The organism is Dactylosporangium sp. NPDC000244 (assembly GCF_040300725.1).
Taxonomy (GTDB): Bacteria; Actinomycetota; Actinomycetes; order Mycobacteriales; family Micromonosporaceae; genus Dactylosporangium.
In genome coordinates this window covers 42,821-59,145 of sequence record NZ_JBEPEH010000033.1, presented here as the reverse complement: position 1 = coordinate 59,145, position 16,325 = coordinate 42,821, and the positions used below count along the sequence as shown (strand labels likewise).

The 16,325-nt window shown below is 69.6% G+C and carries 35 protein-coding genes; 26 read left to right on the top strand and 9 right to left on the bottom strand.

The genetic code is table 11. The features are described 5' to 3' along the window. Positions 1-2 precede the first annotated feature (2 nt). Entirely contained in the window at positions 3-557 is a 555-nt protein-coding gene (locus ABT369_RS39095; RefSeq protein WP_350620163.1) for a DUF6879 family protein, read from the bottom strand. Positions 558-559: 2 nt separating this feature from the next. After that, a complete protein-coding gene (locus ABT369_RS39090; protein WP_350620161.1) occupies positions 560-763 on the bottom strand; it encodes a lipid A biosynthesis lauroyl acyltransferase in 204 nt (67 codons plus the stop codon). A gap of 259 nt (positions 764-1,022) precedes the next feature. Here ABT369_RS39090 and ABT369_RS39085 point away from each other — a divergent pair, with 259 nt between their 5' ends. From ABT369_RS39085 to ABT369_RS39035, 11 genes are all read left to right on the top strand, one after another. Next, the gene (locus ABT369_RS39085; RefSeq protein ID WP_350620159.1) at positions 1,023-1,337 is read left to right on the top strand and encodes a hypothetical protein; all 315 of its coding nucleotides are present in this window, start codon (positions 1,023-1,025) and stop codon (positions 1,335-1,337) included. After that, positions 1,334-1,738 carry a hypothetical protein gene (locus ABT369_RS39080; RefSeq protein WP_350620157.1) on the top strand — a complete coding sequence of 135 codons (405 nt, stop codon included), beginning with the start codon at positions 1,334-1,336 and terminating at the stop codon, positions 1,736-1,738. Before ABT369_RS39085 ends, ABT369_RS39080 begins: the two co-directional genes overlap by 4 nt. Beyond that, the gene (locus ABT369_RS39075; RefSeq protein ID WP_350620155.1) at positions 1,735-1,959 is read left to right on the top strand and encodes a hypothetical protein; all 225 of its coding nucleotides are present in this window, start codon (positions 1,735-1,737) and stop codon (positions 1,957-1,959) included. The genes ABT369_RS39080 and ABT369_RS39075 overlap by 4 nt, the downstream gene beginning before the upstream one ends. Before the next feature lie 121 nt (positions 1,960-2,080). After that, positions 2,081-2,722: a GIY-YIG nuclease family protein gene (locus ABT369_RS39070; RefSeq protein ID WP_350620153.1), complete on the top strand. Its 642-nt coding sequence runs from the start codon at positions 2,081-2,083 to the stop codon at positions 2,720-2,722. Beyond that, positions 2,703-4,142, top strand: coding sequence for a hypothetical protein (locus ABT369_RS39065; RefSeq protein ID WP_350620151.1), 1,440 nt, complete (start codon positions 2,703-2,705; stop codon positions 4,140-4,142). The genes ABT369_RS39070 and ABT369_RS39065 overlap by 20 nt, the downstream gene beginning before the upstream one ends. Continuing rightward, positions 4,142-4,390: a hypothetical protein gene (locus ABT369_RS39060; protein ID WP_350620149.1), complete on the top strand. Its 249-nt coding sequence runs from the start codon at positions 4,142-4,144 to the stop codon at positions 4,388-4,390. The genes ABT369_RS39065 and ABT369_RS39060 overlap by 1 nt, the downstream gene beginning before the upstream one ends. Continuing rightward, positions 4,387-4,650, top strand: a complete 264-nt coding sequence (locus tag ABT369_RS39055) for a hypothetical protein (RefSeq protein WP_350620147.1) — start codon at positions 4,387-4,389, stop codon at positions 4,648-4,650. Before ABT369_RS39060 ends, ABT369_RS39055 begins: the two co-directional genes overlap by 4 nt. Before the next feature lie 125 nt (positions 4,651-4,775). Continuing rightward, a complete protein-coding gene (locus ABT369_RS39050; RefSeq protein WP_350620145.1) occupies positions 4,776-5,093 on the top strand; it encodes a hypothetical protein in 318 nt (105 codons plus the stop codon). Between the two features lie 10 nt (positions 5,094-5,103). After that, positions 5,104-5,502, top strand: coding sequence for a hypothetical protein (locus tag ABT369_RS39045; protein WP_350620143.1), 399 nt, complete (start codon positions 5,104-5,106; stop codon positions 5,500-5,502). A 6-nt stretch (positions 5,503-5,508) separates the two neighbouring features. Next, the gene (locus ABT369_RS39040; RefSeq protein ID WP_350620141.1) at positions 5,509-6,822 is read left to right on the top strand and encodes a hypothetical protein; all 1,314 of its coding nucleotides are present in this window, start codon (positions 5,509-5,511) and stop codon (positions 6,820-6,822) included. 104 nt (positions 6,823-6,926) lie between these two features. Next, positions 6,927-9,290, top strand: a complete 2,364-nt coding sequence (locus tag ABT369_RS39035) for an FtsK/SpoIIIE domain-containing protein (RefSeq protein ID WP_350620138.1) — start codon at positions 6,927-6,929, stop codon at positions 9,288-9,290. 1 nt (position 9,291) lies between these two features. Here the strand turns inward: ABT369_RS39035 and ABT369_RS39030 are convergent, their stop codons facing one another. After that, the gene (locus tag ABT369_RS39030; RefSeq protein WP_350620136.1) at positions 9,292-9,498 is read right to left on the bottom strand and encodes a hypothetical protein; all 207 of its coding nucleotides are present in this window, start codon (positions 9,496-9,498) and stop codon (positions 9,292-9,294) included. A 73-nt stretch (positions 9,499-9,571) separates the two neighbouring features. Between ABT369_RS39030 and ABT369_RS39025 the strand changes: the two genes are divergently transcribed. The 14 genes from ABT369_RS39025 to ABT369_RS38960 all read left to right on the top strand — a co-directional run bounded on the left by ABT369_RS39025 (position 9,572) and on the right by ABT369_RS38960 (position 13,688). Then, complete coding sequence (locus ABT369_RS39025; protein ID WP_350620134.1) at positions 9,572-9,838, top strand: hypothetical protein; 267 nt, start codon at positions 9,572-9,574, stop codon at positions 9,836-9,838. 72 nt (positions 9,839-9,910) lie between these two features. Continuing rightward, complete coding sequence (locus tag ABT369_RS39020) at positions 9,911-10,093, top strand: hypothetical protein (protein ID WP_350620132.1); 183 nt, start codon at positions 9,911-9,913, stop codon at positions 10,091-10,093. Between the two features lie 83 nt (positions 10,094-10,176). Beyond that, complete coding sequence (locus ABT369_RS39015; protein WP_350620130.1) at positions 10,177-10,584, top strand: hypothetical protein; 408 nt, start codon at positions 10,177-10,179, stop codon at positions 10,582-10,584. Further along, on the top strand, positions 10,581-10,775 hold the full coding sequence (locus ABT369_RS39010) for a hypothetical protein (RefSeq protein WP_350620128.1): 195 nt from the start codon (positions 10,581-10,583) through the stop codon (positions 10,773-10,775). Before ABT369_RS39015 ends, ABT369_RS39010 begins: the two co-directional genes overlap by 4 nt. Then, complete coding sequence (locus ABT369_RS39005) at positions 10,772-10,996, top strand: hypothetical protein (RefSeq protein ID WP_350620126.1); 225 nt, start codon at positions 10,772-10,774, stop codon at positions 10,994-10,996. The genes ABT369_RS39010 and ABT369_RS39005 overlap by 4 nt, the downstream gene beginning before the upstream one ends. Beyond that, a complete protein-coding gene (locus tag ABT369_RS39000) occupies positions 10,993-11,172 on the top strand; it encodes a hypothetical protein (protein ID WP_350620124.1) in 180 nt (59 codons plus the stop codon). Before ABT369_RS39005 ends, ABT369_RS39000 begins: the two co-directional genes overlap by 4 nt. Further along, the gene (locus ABT369_RS38995) at positions 11,169-11,357 is read left to right on the top strand and encodes a hypothetical protein (protein ID WP_350620122.1); all 189 of its coding nucleotides are present in this window, start codon (positions 11,169-11,171) and stop codon (positions 11,355-11,357) included. Before ABT369_RS39000 ends, ABT369_RS38995 begins: the two co-directional genes overlap by 4 nt. Next, entirely contained in the window at positions 11,354-11,647 is a 294-nt protein-coding gene (locus ABT369_RS38990; protein ID WP_350620120.1) for a hypothetical protein, read from the top strand. Before ABT369_RS38995 ends, ABT369_RS38990 begins: the two co-directional genes overlap by 4 nt. Next, entirely contained in the window at positions 11,644-11,829 is a 186-nt protein-coding gene (locus ABT369_RS38985) for a hypothetical protein (RefSeq protein ID WP_350620118.1), read from the top strand. Before ABT369_RS38990 ends, ABT369_RS38985 begins: the two co-directional genes overlap by 4 nt. Beyond that, complete coding sequence (locus ABT369_RS38980) at positions 11,826-12,083, top strand: hypothetical protein (protein WP_350620116.1); 258 nt, start codon at positions 11,826-11,828, stop codon at positions 12,081-12,083. Before ABT369_RS38985 ends, ABT369_RS38980 begins: the two co-directional genes overlap by 4 nt. After that, entirely contained in the window at positions 12,080-12,283 is a 204-nt protein-coding gene (locus tag ABT369_RS38975; protein ID WP_350620114.1) for a hypothetical protein, read from the top strand. Before ABT369_RS38980 ends, ABT369_RS38975 begins: the two co-directional genes overlap by 4 nt. Beyond that, complete coding sequence (locus ABT369_RS38970) at positions 12,280-12,522, top strand: hypothetical protein (protein ID WP_350620112.1); 243 nt, start codon at positions 12,280-12,282, stop codon at positions 12,520-12,522. Before ABT369_RS38975 ends, ABT369_RS38970 begins: the two co-directional genes overlap by 4 nt. Further along, the gene (locus tag ABT369_RS38965) at positions 12,519-13,241 is read left to right on the top strand and encodes a GIY-YIG nuclease family protein (protein ID WP_350620110.1); all 723 of its coding nucleotides are present in this window, start codon (positions 12,519-12,521) and stop codon (positions 13,239-13,241) included. The genes ABT369_RS38970 and ABT369_RS38965 overlap by 4 nt, the downstream gene beginning before the upstream one ends. Before the next feature lie 24 nt (positions 13,242-13,265). Continuing rightward, positions 13,266-13,688, top strand: a complete 423-nt coding sequence (locus tag ABT369_RS38960) for a hypothetical protein (RefSeq protein WP_350620108.1) — start codon at positions 13,266-13,268, stop codon at positions 13,686-13,688. Between the two features lie 90 nt (positions 13,689-13,778). Here ABT369_RS38960 and ABT369_RS38955 read toward each other — a convergent pair whose 3' ends face one another. Continuing rightward, positions 13,779-13,901 (bottom strand): hypothetical protein, encoded by a 123-nt coding sequence (locus ABT369_RS38955; protein ID WP_350620106.1) that lies wholly within the window; start codon positions 13,899-13,901, stop codon positions 13,779-13,781. After that, positions 13,898-14,140 (bottom strand): holin, encoded by a 243-nt coding sequence (locus ABT369_RS38950; RefSeq protein WP_350620104.1) that lies wholly within the window; start codon positions 14,138-14,140, stop codon positions 13,898-13,900. The genes ABT369_RS38955 and ABT369_RS38950 overlap by 4 nt, the downstream gene beginning before the upstream one ends. Before the next feature lie 110 nt (positions 14,141-14,250). Between ABT369_RS38950 and ABT369_RS38945 the strand changes: the two genes are divergently transcribed. Then, positions 14,251-14,541, top strand: a complete 291-nt coding sequence (locus ABT369_RS38945) for a hypothetical protein (protein ID WP_350620102.1) — start codon at positions 14,251-14,253, stop codon at positions 14,539-14,541. A 14-nt stretch (positions 14,542-14,555) separates the two neighbouring features. On the opposite strand, the gene ABT369_RS38940 is transcribed toward ABT369_RS38945, so the two are convergent. From ABT369_RS38940 to ABT369_RS38925, 4 genes are all read right to left on the bottom strand, one after another. Beyond that, positions 14,556-14,810: a hypothetical protein gene (locus tag ABT369_RS38940; RefSeq protein WP_350620100.1), complete on the bottom strand. Its 255-nt coding sequence runs from the start codon at positions 14,808-14,810 to the stop codon at positions 14,556-14,558. Positions 14,811-14,814: 4 nt separating this feature from the next. Next, positions 14,815-15,159, bottom strand: a complete 345-nt coding sequence (locus tag ABT369_RS38935) for a hypothetical protein (RefSeq protein ID WP_350620098.1) — start codon at positions 15,157-15,159, stop codon at positions 14,815-14,817. A gap of 91 nt (positions 15,160-15,250) precedes the next feature. Then, positions 15,251-15,493 (bottom strand): hypothetical protein, encoded by a 243-nt coding sequence (locus tag ABT369_RS38930; protein WP_350620096.1) that lies wholly within the window; start codon positions 15,491-15,493, stop codon positions 15,251-15,253. Between the two features lie 40 nt (positions 15,494-15,533). Next, positions 15,534-16,307, bottom strand: a complete 774-nt coding sequence (locus ABT369_RS38925; protein ID WP_350620094.1) for a peptidoglycan-binding domain-containing protein — start codon at positions 16,305-16,307, stop codon at positions 15,534-15,536. Positions 16,308-16,325 lie beyond the last annotated feature (18 nt).

The window sequence follows — 16,325 nt, the reverse complement described above, 5'->3', positions numbered from 1 at the left end:
CCTTAGGCGGTGGTGGCGTCCTGCGGATCTGCCAGGACGCCGTGACGGACTGCCAAGTCCCGCCACTCGCACGCCTGCTGTACTCGCGCTGGATCGGTGATGAGTTCGTTGCTGATGCGCCGGCCGTCGGCGTCGAAGCGCATGACGATGACGGCCTCGTCGTCGAGCAGCCAGAAGTCGATGTTGTCGCCGACGGCTTTGAGGAGGCCGATCTCCTCGGCCTGGCTGCGGGTGAGGTAGTGGATCGTTTCGCCAGCGGCTTTGTTGTGCGGGTCGATCCAGCGTTCCCACCGTTGGCTGTCCGTCGGTGGTGTGTCGTGCACCCGGACGCGTCGCATGGTTCGACCGCGTTCGGTGAGGTCCCGGACGCGGTCGAACCAGAGGCGGAGGCCGGGAAGTTCTGTCGGGTCATGGGGGTCGCCGGCCGCGAAGCTGGCCACCGCTTCGTGTTCTTCCGGCTCGTGGTATTTCGGCTGGATCTCCAGCCGGAACGCTGAGCGCTGGAAGTTGAAGAGGCGGTCGTAGAACTCTGCTTCGTCGATGAGCTGAGCCGGCATGGTCAGGCGATTTCCCGGAGTCGATCAAGAACGTTCGCCGGGACGAAGACGCCGTCCTCGTCGTCGGCGAGCTGGCGTAGCTGGGCGCGTTCGGCGTCGGTGAGCTTGATGCCCTGGACGACGTAACCGCCGTCCACGGAGTAGAGCGCCGGGCAGCCGCCGCCACCTGAGCCACGGTCTTTCCACATGAACGTGAGTTTGCGCATGTCAAGCCCCTCTCATGCTGCCGCTTACGGTTCTTCGATGCTCGCAGTGGTGGCTGTTTGACGCAACCTACTGCGCAACCTATGCAATCGGCCCCGCTTGATCGCAAGCGGGGCCTTCGTTCGCAGCGCGCGGGACTTGGCTTGCCGATCATAGGCGCAATTGCTCGTAATTGCTTGACGCAAGTCGCAATTGCGAGGAGACTGGTTGTTGCGGGCGCAATCGCATCCGCACACCGCAACAACTTGGGGAAGGACTGCCGTGGACATACCTGACGCCATCCGTGACGCCCTCGTGGCGCTCCCGCCTGAGCAGCAGGCCGTCTACGCCGAGTTCCTCGCGATCAGCGACCCGCTCAAGCGATCCCGTGCCATCACCGACTGGGGGAGGCCGGCCGGAACAATCCGGCAGCCGTTCACCTGGCTCCGGCAGGTGTCGCTGCAGGAAGCGCGCGAGAAGGCCGAGCCTGAGGGCCGGAAGCTCTCGTGGCTCGCCCGCAAAGCCGGCCTATCCGTCACCCGCCTGTCGCGGATCACCCGCCGGGCCACCCCCGCCACCCAGGAGGCTGCCGCGTGAACGCCAACGAGTCCGAGCGCTTCGCCCGAAAGTCCGCCGTCAACATCACCGACGCGCTCAGTCGTGCCGGTCTGGCCGAGAAGTTCCGTGAGGCCGCCGCGATCTGCGCCGGCGCCCAGGACGGCCTGCGCATCGCCGCCGACGACCTCGGCGTCTGCGTCGACTCCGGCATCGAAGCGAACCTGAAGCTCGCCATGACGATCCTGGCCGAGGTGGCCGAGCAGATCGCCGCCGCGACGGTGTTCGTCACCTGCGCCGAACGCGACGAGATCGAGGAGGACCGGCTCACCCGCCACGCCGAGTACGAGCGGAACCCGATGTACGCCGTCACCCGAAACCAGCTCGACCAGTACGCCGCCCAGGCCATCGACTTCGCCCTCCGCGACGTGGTGACCGCGTGAGGACTCTCTACGACGTCGTGTTCGACATCGTCGACAGCCACGGATGCCAGGTCGGCGGCGGCAACTGCCAGGTCTGGGGACGCCCCGTGTCGACCACCACGTCCGGCGCCGAGGCGCTCAACGACCAGACCGCCGCGATCATCCGCGACAAGCTCGCCGCCCAGGGCCAGCAGGTCTACGGCGACATCGTCATCACCTCGCTCACCGAGGCGCGGCAGTGACCAACCCCAAGCCCCGGGCCGCCGTCACAGGGCGGCTCCCCGGCCTCAACGTCCGGCCGGGGAGCAGCGTCCCCCCGTCGCGCCCCCGGCCGGGCCTGATCAACCGAAGGAGGTGAACGCCGTGACCGAGGCTCCCGTTGAACTGCTCTGGACTGCTGGAGCAATGACTGCCGTGGCGATCGCCGCGGCAGTCGGCTACCTCTTCGGCCGAAACGGCAAGATGCCGGCCGACCTGCCTACCCCGGCCCTCGCGCAGCCGCAGCTACTCGTCATCGACCGCGCCGCAGGGCTTGAGGAGCAACTTCGGCGTGTCCAGGCGCAGGCCGACTTGGCGGCGCGAATCACTCATACAGCCCTGCATGAGGCGCGGGAAAAGCTTCGGGCGCGGGAAGGCCTTGTCGAATCCTGCGAGCTCGCGCTTGATCTGCCGCCATCTCTCGACGGCGAGGGCTACCTCTACGTCATCGAGTTCAGCACCGGCGTCATCAAGGTTGGTCAGACTGCTGATCCCCGCCGTCGCCTCCCCGAACATCGGCGCGACGCTGACGCGTTCAAGGTCGCGATCGTCAACTTCTGGATCTCTCCGGCGCATTGGAACTACCTCGATAACGAGATCGACCTAATCAACCGGTGCATGCAGGTCAGCTCCCGCGCGCGGCGCGAGTACTTCCGCGATCTTTCCTTCGTCACCGCCGTCGGCTTTGCGAATGAGCTCACCTTCTACACCCAAGAGGGGGTCAGCGATGAGCACGTCGAGCACTGACCGGCTCCGCTACATCCCGCCGATCGCAGCACTCGGCACCGCGTTCGTCCTGCAGGTCGTCGTCATCACCGACACCGTCGGGTCCGCCGCCGCGACCATGTACCCGCACGCCGGCGGCTGGGCGTATGCCCCCGCCGTCCTGCTCGGCATTGCTGTCGCCTCCTGCGCGGAAGGCGGCGCCGCCTACCTCATGGACCTGTACGACCGGCACCTCCTTGCCCGCGACAGTGTCTGGCTGCTCCGCATCGCCATGGCGGGCTACGTCGCCGCTTCCGGTCTCGCCATCCACTGGTGGACCGATCACCGCGGTCTGCCCACGATCATCTCGTGGCTGCTGTCCGGCATGTCCGCGTCGGCGCTGTTCCTGTGGGCGCGCGGTGCACGCTGGCGCAACCGGCAGCAGATGATTGCCGCCGGACAGATCGACCCGGCCATGCCTCGGCTGCCGATGTCCGCGAAGCTCCTGCACCCTGTCCGCTGGGCCGCGACCCTGTTTTTGATCTCGTGGAACCCGGTCGCGACGACCGACGAGGCACGTGCACGGTACGACGAATGGCAGGACCGCCGGACAGGCAGGACCGCCCGGACCGAGCTGTACGTGCAGTCGATGATTGCCGACGCCGAACAGCGTGCAGCGGTCGTCCTCGATGACGCGCTCGCCATCGCGGACATGATCGGACAGGCAGCCCGTGAGGAACTGTCCGCCTACTGGCAGGCAGCCACCGAACGTGCACTGACGATGCACGCCGACGCGGACAGTCAGGCAGCCGCCACGCTGTCCGCCGCGAAGGCTGACGCGGACAGTGTCCGGCTGTCCGCCCAGGACGAGGCCGACGCCATCCTGTCCGCTGCCCGCACGGAGGCGGACAGGATGCTCGCCGCGGCGAAGGCCGCCAAGGTGTCCGCCGAACAGGATGCCGCCACTGTCCGGTCGTCCGCGCAGGCGGACATGGACAGGTTGCTTGCCGAGGCGACCGCGGTCAGGCAGGCAGCGGAGCAGCTGTCCGCCGACGCGGCCCGCACCGCCGAGCAGGCAACGTCGGCCGGTGACCAGTCGAAGCGGACATCGGACACCCGCCGACCTGCCCGCACCGGGCGGACAGGGGGCACCCGCGCCGAGGTGTCCGTCGAGCAGTTGGCGGACACCCTCGACGAGCACTTCCCGGACAAGGTGCCTGGCCGCCCGTCAGCGCTGCCGCTCCTCAAGCAGGTGTACGGCTCCTGCTCGGGGGAGAGGGCGATCGCGGCGATCGAACTGCTCCGTGTTCGGCGGAACGGACACCGCGAGCAGGCGCCCGATGCGGAGCGCCTTCCGCTGACCGTGCCGAACACCGGACAGGGCGACGAGCAGACGGTCGACCGGGCCACCGGACACGTGAACGGACACCGCCCCAACCTTGAGCTGATCGGAGCCGCCTGATGACTGCGACCGTGCAGCCGTCCGAGCCGGACAGGCACCGGCGGTCAGCGAGCAGCGCGCTGTACGCCGCTGCGGTGTTCGCCGCCGTAGCGCTGCTCGTTGACCGGACCGGACACCAGACGGAGGGCGTCGCCGGGGTCGTGTTCGCCGCGGGCCTGTACGGCGCCGCCGTGCAGCACTCGGCGCTGTACGACCGGGCTGTCCGCCGCGTGCAGCGTGCAGCGGACAGTCAGGGGGCAGCGCGATGACGCGCAAGGGCACCCCGGAGGAGCGCCGGGCGGCGAAGGCGCTGCGCCGCGACGAGAACCAGATCGACTTCGTGCGCAGCCGCGCGAAACAGGTCGTGGCGAACGGTCGCGGCGGCCACCAGCTGGTCGTCGTGGCCTGCAACGCAGCCCTGGCCGCAAGTAAACGGATCAACGACGAGGCCCGGAAGCGGCTCGCGAACGCGATCGCCCAGCTCGTCGAGCAGCACGACACGGCAGATAACCGGAAGGAGCGGCCGTGACTATCAGTAGTGCATTTCCGGTGGATGCGGCGGCGGCAGACGTCGCGGCAGCCCCTGCAGCGCCCCCGGAGAGGGCGCGCGCGCATGCGCGCATGCGCGCGCGAGAGTACGGGTCACGCTCCGTCATGGTCAAGACCTTCGTGGGCTGGGGCCGGCAGACGTGGGCTGACCTTCGCGACGCCTGGTGGACCCCCGCCTCCCTGCCGACGTTCTCGACGGCGTGGGCGGAGCGGATGCCGGACCGCGACCGGGTCCCCGGCGGCAACGCGGCACTGTATGCCAGCTGGGTCGCCTACAACTGGTCGGTCGGCCTCGCCGTCCCCCTCGCCGCGCTCGCCGTCGTCGGCCTGCTCACGCCCATCCTGTGGATCGCCCGGCACCCCGCGCGGCTCCTGCTCGCCGCCGTCATCACGACGGCCCTCGTCGCACTCGTCTACGGCTAGGAGGCCGACCATGGACCAGATCACCCACATCCTGCAGATGCTCGGCGGCCTCGTGCTGTTCGGCGCCGCCTACTACATCCACCAGAAGGTCCGTCTCACCCGCACCGCCTGCGTGGTCGCGTTCGGCGCCGGTCTGCTCACCTACAACTCGGAGATCGGCGGCTGGGTCAACGGCGTCGCCGTCAAGGTCAGCATCGTGCTGTTCGCGGCCGTCCTGGTCGGCATCGCCGTCATCGTCGCCGACATCAAGGGCAAGAAGAAGGGCGCCGACCGGCCCGCGCTGTTCGCGTTCTACCTCGTTCCGATCTTCTTCGCGGCGTTCCTGGCGACCCTGCCGGGGGTGCTCAGTGGTGTCGGTGGCGGTGCGGGCAAGGTCGGCAACCACGTGCAGCGGCAGTCGGTGCGGTAAACGGCCGTGGAGATTCTTCTCGGTGCGATGGTGCTGGCGCTGCTCGGCGTGAAGACGTGGGGCACCGCCCGCACCGAACACGAGCTCGCGAAGCAGGGCACGGTCCCGCCGCGCATGGAAGCGAAGTACGGGGCGGCGGGTGCCCGGGCGAAGGTCGAGCAGTACGGATTCCTCGACTACCTCCGCGACGCCTACCACGACTACTGGGGTCGCCGCGGTGACGCGCTCGTCGCAGCCCGCACCGCAGAGCCGGCAGAGGGCAAGACGAAGGTCGGATTCTGGGACCGGATCGCCGCCGCCTCTGCCGTGATTACCGGCGGTGTGAAGCGGGTCGCGGAGAAGACGGCCCCGGCTGTTCGGAAGCTCATCGACCCGGTCGAGCCGAAGCCGGTAGAGCCGGCCTCCCCCGAGCCGAAGCCCGAGCCGAAGCTGGCCGTCGACACCGGCAACGTCGAGCCGGGCACCCGCCGTGTCGCCAACAACGGCGACTGGGAGGAGTACCGCGACGGCCGGTGGCAGCCCGTTCCGAAAAACCCCGACACGTTCGGCGGCGCCACCGCCGCAACCGCAACCCCAGCAGGAGGAACGATGACCGCACCGACCGGTGAGGCGACCAACTACGAGACCACCATCAACGAGCTCACCGCCCTTGCCGGTGAGCAGCGCCAGCACATCGACCAGTGCACGGCCGCCCTGCAGGCGGTCGAGGCGGCGAAGGCCCGCATCGGCGACATGCAGGAGTCGTATCGGGCGTCGGCTGCGGCGGCGCAGAACACCGCCGAGCATCTGGCGGCGCGAAACCTCGACGGGGTCACCCTCGCGAACGCCGGGACGACCGCGGATGCGATGCCGGCGGGGAAGGTCGACGAGATGTTCGACCAGCTGGAGGCGATGGAGTCCGAGGCGAAGGCCCGGCTCGCCGACGCTGAGACGGCGCTGGCCGCGACGGAGGCGAACCTGCAGCACATCCAGGCCACCTACGGCGACGCCCACGCGACGGTCGCCGGGAATCTCGGCGGCGACGCGTCGTTCCTCGACGGCGGAGGGTCTGCGGGTGGGGGCGGGGCTCGCGTTGCGCCGTCGGCCAGCCCGTGGGGTTCGCCCGTCGATGAGGCGAGCAACGGACATCCGATCGGCTCACTCGGGGACCAGCTCATCAACGGCGACGACCCCACAGAGATCGCCCTGCGTCAGGCTGCCGCCCAGTCGGGCGGCGGCGTCAGCTACTCCGCGCCACGCGCCCCGCTCGCGGTGCCTCCGGGCACACGAGAGGGGTCAGGTAGTACCGGACGCTCCGATGGGCGTTCCTGGACCGGCTGACCCAACCGCACTGCAACAGCGCCCTGACCGTTTCCGTCGGGCCGGACCAACTCCGGCCTGTGCGGTGACTGCCAGATCCCCGCTGAAACACGAAAGGAGCGCCCATGACTGTGACTGCCACCCCGCCCGCCGGGCAGATGCCGGGCCAGCCCGGCCGCCAGGGCGCCCCCGCCGGAACCGTGAACATGTCGTCGAGCTACTACGACGCGGCAGGCCGCCGCCGGCGGGCGTCGAAGCCGGTCCCCGTCAACGACCAGGGATACATCAACGGCGTCGAGTGGCAGTGCCGCAAAACGAAGGCGTCGAAGTGGCTGGCCCTGACGTACAAGGGCGCCCCGGCATGCGAGTGCTGCAACGTGCGCATGGCGAAGATGCCCGTGAAGGCGCCGCCGCTGCTGCCCTGGTCGGACCTGTGGTCGGCGATCAACCTGCCGCTGCGGCCCGTGTGGGCGCTCGTCACCGCAGGCGGGGCCGCCGTCGCCGTCGACGCGGCGGACGTTCCAGCGCTGGCCCTGGCCGGTACTGTCCCGCTGGCCGGTTTCGCGGCGAAGTGGGCCGCGGCCCGGGTGCTGGCGAAACCGCACTACAAGACGGGCCGTCTCGAGCACGAGGACCCGGACGGTGACAAGCGGTTGCGGTCGGCGATCGCCCGGTCGGCGCGCGGCGTCGGCTACACGACGGCGGGCGGGTTCGCGGCCCTGGCCGCGGTCGCCGCGCTCGGCGTAGACCCGTCGACGTGGGCGGGCCGGATCGCCATGGCCGCGGTCGGGCTGGCGTGGCTGCTGCCGGCGGCGTCGTGGTGGCGTGCCCGCCGCGACGAACGGAACCGGCCGGTTGAGGTTCAGGCCGAGGTTGAGGCGGAGGAGCGCCCGCAGCCGAAAATCGACGCGGTCGAGGCCGACGTCCAGCACCGCTGGCGGAACAAACTGTCGTACCGACAGGGCGACCAGATCATTGACGACACCGGCGCCCGGATCACCGCGCCGCGCGACGGCCGGCTTGCCGGGTGCCGTCTCGACGACTGGCACAAGCTGCCGGGCGGCTGGAGCGGCACGATTGTCGGTCCGATCGGGGTGTTCGAGTCAGAGAAGTTCGAGGCTGCTCGGGGTGCGATCGCGTCGGCGATGAGCATGAAGAAGTCGATGATCACGATCATGCCGGACTCGGAGGACGAGAACCTCGCCCAGGTCATGGCGCAGCGGACCAGCCCGATCACCGATACGGTTCGGTGGGCCGGCCCCGACTCGATCGACGTCGTGAAGGGCACCGCCCCGATCGTGCAGTACGCCGACGGCGAGTACGGCATGTACGAGATCTACCGGCCCGACTGGGGCGTTCCACAGGTCGCCGTGTTCGGGACGACCGGCTCCGGGAAGAGCGAGACCCTGAACATGCTCTTCACGATCGACCGATGGGCGCACTACGTCGACGAGCACGGCCAGAAGCATGGGATCGTCGCGAACTTCCTCATCGACCCGCAGCAGGGCCAGTCGTTCGCGCCGTTCCTCGACTCGCTTGCCGCGCCCGTCGCCACCACCATCGAAGAGGCGACGATGCTCGTCGAGGCGCTCACCGCGGAGATGCTGCGCCGCAACCGCTACCTGGCCCGTGTTGAGTATGTCGACGAGCGGGGCCGGAAGCGGCGCGGCCGGAAGTGGTGGAACCCGCTTGTTGACGGGCCGATCCTGTCGCTGACGATCGACGAGGCGCACGCGTTCCTCGCCGACCGGGCATTCTCGGCGCTTGTTACGGCGGCTGGCCGCATGTGGCGCAAGTGCGGCGGGCAGCTGCGGATCGCCACACACACGCCGCTGCTGACGGACCTCGGCGGCAGTATGGCGCTGCGGGACATGCTGACCGGCGGCTGGGTGTGGGTGGGCCGGACCGCGAACTCGCTGTCGGGGCCGACGGCGTTCAACGGCCGCCTGCCGGTCGATCCGCGGACGATTCCGCAGGCGCCGGGCATGGCGTATGTGCTGGCGGGTGCCGATCCGAAGCCGATGCTGTCCCGGGCGATGTGGGAGCCGGATTTCTACGACTGGGTGTTCGACGCCGACGACCAGCCGATCGGGTTCCCGGCGGTGCTGCCGCAGGTCACCCTGAACACGTTCGGCCCGGACTATGCGGCGTGGGTTTCCGCGACAACCGCGGAGGCGGGGTCATGGACGCCGGACGTGAAGGCGGCGCCGAAGAAGGCGGCGGTGAGCGCGAACGCGGTCGATGCCGTGCTCGCGGTGCTCTCTGTCGCGCAGGGTCCGCTGGACATGGATGAGCTCGACGCCGCTTTGAAGGGCGCCGGGACGCCGTATGCGACGCGGACGGTCCGGGATGCGTTGAAGGTGCTCCGCGACGAGCGGGCGCTGGTGGTGTCGTTCAAGGGCAGGCACGAGCTGGCGCCGCAGGGGCGCGAGGGGGATGCGGTGGCGGCCGAGCAGCAGTCGCTGTTCGACGCGGAGACCGTGGAGTGAGTTAGCGGCTGCGGATGGCGTCGGCGATGGAGCCGAGTCCGCGTTCGATGGCGCCGGCGACTTGCTTCCAGCCTTCGGCGTGGACTTTCGCGAGCTCGCGGTGGCGTCGTTCGGCGTCGCGGTCGCGCTGGTCCTGCTCATTGAGCCACTTATGGAGCTGGTCAACGTAGCTGAGGATCCAGTTTTCGTCGATTCGGCGTAGATCCATGCCGGTCAGGGTAGCGCCTGCCGGCTTTAGAAGCGGCCGGTGCGAAGCGTCGGCCCGTAGGAGAGGGGATCGGATGGAGAACTGGACGGACGAGCAGGTCGCCGAGTACGTGTTCGGGCCGCCGACGGCCTGCGAGCGGCGGGAGTTGGACGGTGACGCCCGGTTGCAGTATCTGCGGGCGTGCCGGGCTGAGGCTGACGCGGCGTGTGCCCGGGGTGACCGGGCGGCGCTCGCGGCTGTCGCGGGGCGGATGCGGACGGACGGGTTCACCGGTCTGGCGGCGCTGATGCTCGCCGACCTGACGGTGAGTGGGCATGCGGCCCTTGCCGAGGGGATCTGACAACGCCGCGTAGGGCGGCGCGAGAGAGGAGAGCGCTATGAGCGTGTACGACAACGACCCGCAGGTGTCGGCGTGACGCCGCAGGAACTGGCCGTCGCGGAGTTCTGTGTGCCGCGTGGCACCCTCGCTGACCGTCTCGGCCATCAGTCGGTGTGGAAGTCCGGCGACCCCGCCGACTACACGCACCACGTCACGTACTGCGCCGTCTGCCGTGACCTGGATGCGGGCGGCGACGGGCTCGGAAATCCCAGGTAGCTACGCCTCCGGGCCCGCCCAAGCCGGCAAGCACGCGGCGGGCCCGGAGCAACCACCAACCCATCAGGAAGGAGGGCGTCACCATGATGCCCGAGAACGAAACCAGGACTGTGCACCACGTCTACGTCATCGAGGTGCCGGACGGCGACCAGCCGCAGGGCACCTACAAGTCCGTCGGCTTCCAACACCTGCGCTTCGACCGCCGGTACACCGACGCCGACCTGCCCGACCTGCAGCAGAAAATCGCGGACAAGCACGGCTGGCCGGGATGCCGGCTGACGCTGCTGTTCGCGACCGGCGACGAGGTCCAGACCCAGGAGCGCGCGTTTGGCCGGTTCGTGTCGCCCGCGAACGTGGAGGCGCTGTACGGCGGGTCGATGGAGCGCGAGGTGCACCGGAACCTGCTGATCGCCGGCTATGACGGCCGTGACCACATCGTCGACATCGGCGAGGTGCTCTGGTTCGCCGCGGTGATGGCGGGTTCGCGATGAGCGGTCTTCCGGAGAACGAGCGGTTCGGCCTCCCCGACGGCTACGCAGAGAACAGCGAAAAGGCGCTCGACGTGCTGATCCGGCACGGCGAGGTCGAGGCCGCCCGGATTTTCGTCGCCGAGCGGCGGGACAAGTATCCGGCCTACGGCGCGCACCTCGCCGAGAAGTACGCGGCGGAGCTGGCCCGGTGAGCGCCGTGACGCCCGTCGCGGCGGCGGTGATCGAATACCGGGACGGCCGGGCTGTGCCGGTGACGGCGGTCGGTGCCGACGAGGTCGCGGCTCTGCGGCTGATCGCGCACGCGGAGGGCAAGGCCGGCAAGTCACGGATCGTCGCCACGGTCGGCGGGGTTCCGCAGTCGATCGCCATCGACCACGCGGAGCTGGCCGCGGTGCGGCTGGTGACGTCGTGAGCGTTGAGGAGGCCGTCCGGTTGGAGCGCGGCGTGTCCCGGGTCCGGCACTGCGACGGCCCGGAGGGCACCTACGTCGGGTCGTGGCTGTCGGGCGACATGCTTGTGCTCGTCGTCCAGGACGGCGAGCAGTACCGCCGCGACTGGTGGGCCGACGACTGCGAGGTAGTCCGGTGACGACACTGCGTCCCGACTGGGATTTGCACGGCCGGCACCTGCCGCAGGGCGGTGCGCGGGAGTTCTGGGACGGTGTCGGCGGCTGCGTCCAGCGGGTCGCCGTCGCGGACGCGGAACGGTATTTGGCCGCACCCGACTGGTGCCCAGTCCATCACCTGCGCATGGACGTGGAGGTGGCCCGGTGACCACGGTTGGCGTCAACTTCAACCCGCCGGGCCACGACGGCGTCTCGTGTGCCTGTCTGACGCGCGACGAGTTCACGGTCGCGGTCTATGACCAGTGGGGGCAGCGGATCGCGGCGGTGAACGCCAAGACGTGCGGCGACGATGACAGCGTCACCAACCCGCAGCTCGTCGCCGAGGCCCAGCAGCATCTGTGGCCCGGCAAAACGGTCTGCGTCTGGCGGGGTGTGCAGCCGGCACCGGATCGGCTGGCCGACGCCAGCCCGGATGCCGTGGTGGGAGGCGCCTTGTGACCCGCTATGCGCTGACGATCCACCCCGACGACCGCGACCTGTGGCTGCGGATGACCGACCGGGACGAGACCCGCCCGTACGAGTGCCCGCGGCTGGAGTCCACCTCCTACATGGAGGAGTCCGCAGCGCGCGAGGGTGTCCGCATTCTCGAGGTTCGCGAGATTCCGGAGGAGCCGTCGTGAAAGAACCCCCAAACCACACCGGCCAGGTCGACCAGTGCGGCGACTGCTGGGTGCGGGACGACGACGTGCCCGGCCGGTACGGCAACTGGTGGCAGGTCCTCGACGGGCCAGGCTGGGATGAGCAGGTCCGTGGCGGTCTCGGCACGCCGCGGCGGTGGTTCGAGGTCGAGGAGGACTTCGGCCCGCTCGTCGAGGCCAGTCCGGAGCGGACCGCGGCGGCGCTCGAGCTGGTCCGTGCGGCGGTGGTGTCGTGATCCAGCCGACGTGGGACAACGTGTGCACGGTGATCCGTGACGGCGACGACGACCTGTATGCGATCGCTGACGCGCTCGGCCAGCACCCCGGCGACCTCGACGAAAAGCTCGCCGAGATGGTCGACAAGGGGCTGCTGTACCGGTGGCCGGACAACGGCGTCACCCGGTACGGCATCTGCCGGGAGCGGAGGGTCGCATGAGTCAGCACCTCAGCGACCCGCGAGTCCGGCAGGTCGGCGGACACTTCTTCGTGGTTACCGGTCGGCTCGACGAGTACGAGGTGTTCGCAGCCAGAGGTGAGTGGCTGGCGTCTCCGATGGTCGGCCGGCCCGTGAGAAGCGACGAGCGTGAGGCATGGGTCGAACGGCACACGACTCGGCACAACACGATTGATGACGCGCTCGCGCACGCGCTGAGCAGGGTGGGTCCCGAAACGTGACTCAGACCTACTGGTTGATTCCGGGGCGGCGTGCCGACGTGCGCCGCCCCGGGGCCGTCTACCTGCACATCACGCGGCGCGTCGACCGTTACGGCATGCCGGTCGACGGGGTCGAGGACGGCTACGTGGGCCGGGCCCGGGATGTCGCCCGACGGACCGCGCAGCACGCCGGCCTGATCCCGCAGCGCAGCGGGGAGATCGTCGAGTCCGCCTGGTTCGACCTGAAGGAAGGCGAGACGGTGGTGCTCGAGTCGGGCCTGTTCACCGATGCTGAGCTCGACGAGCGGGAACGGGCGTGGATCGGAAAGCTCCGGCCGCGATACAACGACCGCGACAATCCGCGGCCGGACCGGATCCGCAAGTTCGAGGCCCGGCGGCACCGTGACACCCGGGACGCCGCCCGCGGTTTGGTGCCGCGCCAGTGGGAGCCGTCCCAGATCGGTGTGAAGCCTGCGAAGTCTCGTGCCATGTCTGCGAAGTGGCGCCGCCGCCGGAACGTGGCCCTGGCCTACGTCGGCGCCTGGGCCGGGCTGACCGTCCTGCTGTGGCTGCTCACCGCCGCGGCCTGCGCCGACCTACCGTGGCGAACGTTTCCGATCGCGGCGACCGGAGCGGTTGGCGCCTTCCCGATGCTGCGCCGCTCCAAGAAGCAGGAACGCCTGTTCATCGTGGTGGTCGTCACCGTGGCGTGCGTCCTGCTGTGGGCTGCGACCGACTAGGGTCGACGGCCGGGGGTGGGGATCGTGCAGTTGGTGACGTTCGAGCAGGAGCTGGTCGGCCGGCTCAACCGGAGCGGTCAGGCACAGGCAAAGAGCTACCACGAGCTCAACGCACGATGGCTGTTCGGCACGGTGGTCCGGACCGGCGACGCCGAGGTCGCCTACCGAATCACCAAAGGATCCGGGACCGGCGACCCGAAACCCACCGAGGACGAGCAGGCGCTTCACGCCGAATATGTGACCCGGGCCGCGTCGGGCAAGGCAGACCCGTCGTCTCGAGGTGCGTCCGCCGCCGCGGAGAAGATCTCCGCGCTGATCCGGGACGTGCTCGCCGCCGAGCCGCTGCCGGGTGCGGTCGGAGTCGTCGGGCCCGGCGACTCGGATAAGCCGGGCGTGAAGGTGGTCTTCAACACCGACGCCGAGATCTACGTCCGCCCAGTTCTCTGACACGACGAAAAGAGCCGCCCCGGTCCGAAGACCAGGGCGGCTCTCACGTTGGACGCTCGCGCCACGGCCGGTGCGAGCGCAGCACCGATGCTACCGCTTGGTGTCGATGCGCACCCAGTCGAAGTGCGTGTTGCCGGTCGTCGTGGACGTCCACGTGACCGGCTCGTTCCGCCGCGGCGGGGGCTCCGGGCAGGCGACCGCAGTACGTGTCACAGCGCGTCCGTCGCCTTCTCGTCCTCGACGACCGACGGCGAGCCGACCGGGCCGAACGGCGCCGATACGAGCGACGTCAGCAGCGACGCGACCGCGGCCAGCAGGCCGACGGAGCCGACCTTGCCCCAGTCGATGTCGAGGACGCCGATCCCGTCGCCGACGAGCAGCGCGAGCGCGGCCTGCGCGAACGTCTTCGCCGCCCGCTCGGCGGCGGCCTTCCAGAAGGTGGAGCTGAACATGGTGGAGCTCCTCTCGTTTGGGGATTCGGGTGCGCGATGTGCCACGAGCTGGTCTTTCAGGTTGTGCAATCCTTGACGGTGAAGCGAACATATGTGCGAAACTGCTGGTTATGGGGTATCGGCCGGGAGATCTACGGCCCGTCAACGGCGGGCCCTTCGTCGCCGTGGTCGCCCCACGCCACTGCCGCAACGGACACCCGCTCACCCCGTACCGGGTCCACGTCGGCTACACCCTCTGCGACTGCGGACAGGGCGGCACCCGCGGACACCACACCTGGAACTGCCGGGAATGCGGCGACACGACCGTCGGCGACGGCTGCACCCGCGAACATGAGTTCCCGCCCGCCTGGCCTGTCCAACGCGACGAGATCAGGGCCTACGAGCGGCAGCAGAACCGCTAGCCGGCACACGTCGCTCAGGCGGTCGGCCAGTACGCGACCGACAGGCTGTCGCCGTCCTCGAACCCGTCCACGTACTCGTCGAGCGCATCCCGGTCTGCGAACAGCTTGACCGAGGTCACGGCGATCGGCTCCATGGCGTCCGGGAACGCCACGACGTTGATCATGTCGTCGGGCCAGACGCTGGTGATCAGCGCCGGACACTCCCCGACGCCGTTCGACTGCGCGTACCTGCCGCGCAACGTCACGAACCGGCCAGCGGTAGGGATCACGGGGTCAGCCGCACTTCAGCGACGGCGGCGGAGGTGGCGGATTCTGTTGCCGCTTCCGGTCCGCCTCACCCCGGGCCGTGTTGTACGCGCGCAACGCCACGACCGCGTTCTGCGGGTCATTCGCGATCGCCTCGAACAGGGCGTCCTGCGCCTTCCGGTCCTGCTCGGCCGCCGCGGCCCGCTCGGCGTTCACCTGCGCGTTCGCATCCTGGTAGTCCTGCAGGCACGACGCCAGCGAGTACTGCTTCACGCCGACCGTGATCGCCAGCAGCAGCGACAGCACCGCCACCACCTGGACGACCCTGGTCACCGCCGGCGAGTCCAGGAAGCGTTTCACATGGTTCGTCAACGTCGTCTCCTGTCGCGGTTGACCAAAGGCCGGACGGCCAGCCCGAGCGCCCCGAGGACGACGATCCAGATCAGCGCCTGCAGCCAGTAGGTCACGAGTCGTCCTCGTCGTCGGTGCGCTTGCCGCGGCGCCGGATCGTCGGCGGGGACATCGCCAGGTAGACGGCCCCCGGAATGCCGAGCAGCGGCGCGTCCGGGAGCTTCCCCTGGGCGAGGTATCCGGCGACGACCGCGGCCCAGCCCGTCAACGTCGTGATCATCACGAGGTTGCGCAGCCACGGCGCGAGCCCCGGCGGCGGTGGTGGTTTGCGGCGTGCCCGACGCTCGACGGTCATCGCCGCCCCTCCCCGTGGATGTGGATGTTGCGGCTGATCGTCAGCCCTGCGAAATCGTCAGCACGGCGCCCGGCGGGAGCACGGCGGCGTCGCCCGGCTTGCCCTGCGGGCCGGGGATGCCCTGCGGGCCCGGGTCGCCCTTTTCGCCCTTGCCGCCGCCCGCCGAGACGACGCGCTTCATGAACGCGGCGAACTCCCAGTAGCCGAAGTTTTTCCCGTCGCCGTCCCGGATCGCGGCGGCCAGCGCGGCGGCGGTCTTGTCGCCGTACCCGCCATCCACGTCACCCGGGCTGAACCCGTAGGCCAGGAGCGTCGCCTGGAGGACGAACACCGCGAAGCCCTTGTCGCCGTACTTGCATGCACTGAGCATGGTGTAGAAGTCCCCTCCGGTCGCCAGCTGCGAGCCGATCGTCTGCCAGGGTTGAGTGCCGTCCGCCCGCGCGTCGCCGACCACGGAGAGGTGGCCGTGCGTGAAGTGCCGGTCGCCGTTCTTGGGGTTGTAGGGCCGCCACGTCCACGGCCCGTAGCCGGCCACGGCGTAGGACGAGAACATCTGCCCGTTGGAGATGCCGTACTTCACCCGGCCGTCGCGCGAGCGCCGGATGTCGTCGAGCACCCGGTGGGCGTCGAGCCCGAGGTCGGGCCGGTTGGGGAAGTCCGCCGCGGTGACGATCTGGTTTCCCCAGCTGGGAAAGTTGTGCGGCGAGTGGTCGGACGTCGGATCATGGGCCGCGTCGCCGATCAGCCCCCACTCGTCGGCCCCGGTCCCGGGCGGCCGCGCGCGAGGCGCCCCGGCTTGCAACTGTTGGTGCAAGACCAGCAGGGAACGCGC

Excerpts from the sequence above, each read along its gene's own strand:
- ABT369_RS39095 (WP_350620163.1), bottom strand. The coding sequence starts at position 557 with ATGCCGGCTCAGCTCATCGACGAAGCAGAGTTCTACGACCGCCTCTTC.
- ABT369_RS39090 (WP_350620161.1), bottom strand. The coding sequence starts at position 763 with ATGCGCAAACTCACGTTCATGTGGAAAGACCGTGGCTCAGGTGGCGGC.
- ABT369_RS39065 (WP_350620151.1), top strand. The coding sequence starts at position 2,703 with ATGAGCACGTCGAGCACTGACCGGCTCCGCTACATCCCGCCGATCGCA.
- ABT369_RS39060 (WP_350620149.1), top strand. The coding sequence starts at position 4,142 with ATGACTGCGACCGTGCAGCCGTCCGAGCCGGACAGGCACCGGCGGTCA.
- ABT369_RS39055 (WP_350620147.1), top strand. The coding sequence starts at position 4,387 with ATGACGCGCAAGGGCACCCCGGAGGAGCGCCGGGCGGCGAAGGCGCTG.
- ABT369_RS39050 (WP_350620145.1), top strand. The coding sequence starts at position 4,776 with ATGGTCAAGACCTTCGTGGGCTGGGGCCGGCAGACGTGGGCTGACCTT.
- ABT369_RS39045 (WP_350620143.1), top strand. The coding sequence starts at position 5,104 with ATGGACCAGATCACCCACATCCTGCAGATGCTCGGCGGCCTCGTGCTG.
- ABT369_RS39035 (WP_350620138.1), top strand. The coding sequence starts at position 6,927 with ATGACTGTGACTGCCACCCCGCCCGCCGGGCAGATGCCGGGCCAGCCC.
- ABT369_RS39030 (WP_350620136.1), bottom strand. The coding sequence starts at position 9,498 with ATGGATCTACGCCGAATCGACGAAAACTGGATCCTCAGCTACGTTGAC.
- ABT369_RS39025 (WP_350620134.1), top strand. The coding sequence starts at position 9,572 with ATGGAGAACTGGACGGACGAGCAGGTCGCCGAGTACGTGTTCGGGCCG.
- ABT369_RS39015 (WP_350620130.1), top strand. The coding sequence starts at position 10,177 with ATGATGCCCGAGAACGAAACCAGGACTGTGCACCACGTCTACGTCATC.
- ABT369_RS39010 (WP_350620128.1), top strand. The coding sequence starts at position 10,581 with ATGAGCGGTCTTCCGGAGAACGAGCGGTTCGGCCTCCCCGACGGCTAC.
- ABT369_RS38970 (WP_350620112.1), top strand. The coding sequence starts at position 12,280 with ATGAGTCAGCACCTCAGCGACCCGCGAGTCCGGCAGGTCGGCGGACAC.
- ABT369_RS38950 (WP_350620104.1), bottom strand. The coding sequence starts at position 14,140 with ATGTTCAGCTCCACCTTCTGGAAGGCCGCCGCCGAGCGGGCGGCGAAG.
- ABT369_RS38945 (WP_350620102.1), top strand. The coding sequence starts at position 14,251 with ATGGGGTATCGGCCGGGAGATCTACGGCCCGTCAACGGCGGGCCCTTC.
- ABT369_RS38930 (WP_350620096.1), bottom strand. The coding sequence starts at position 15,493 with ATGACCGTCGAGCGTCGGGCACGCCGCAAACCACCACCGCCGCCGGGG.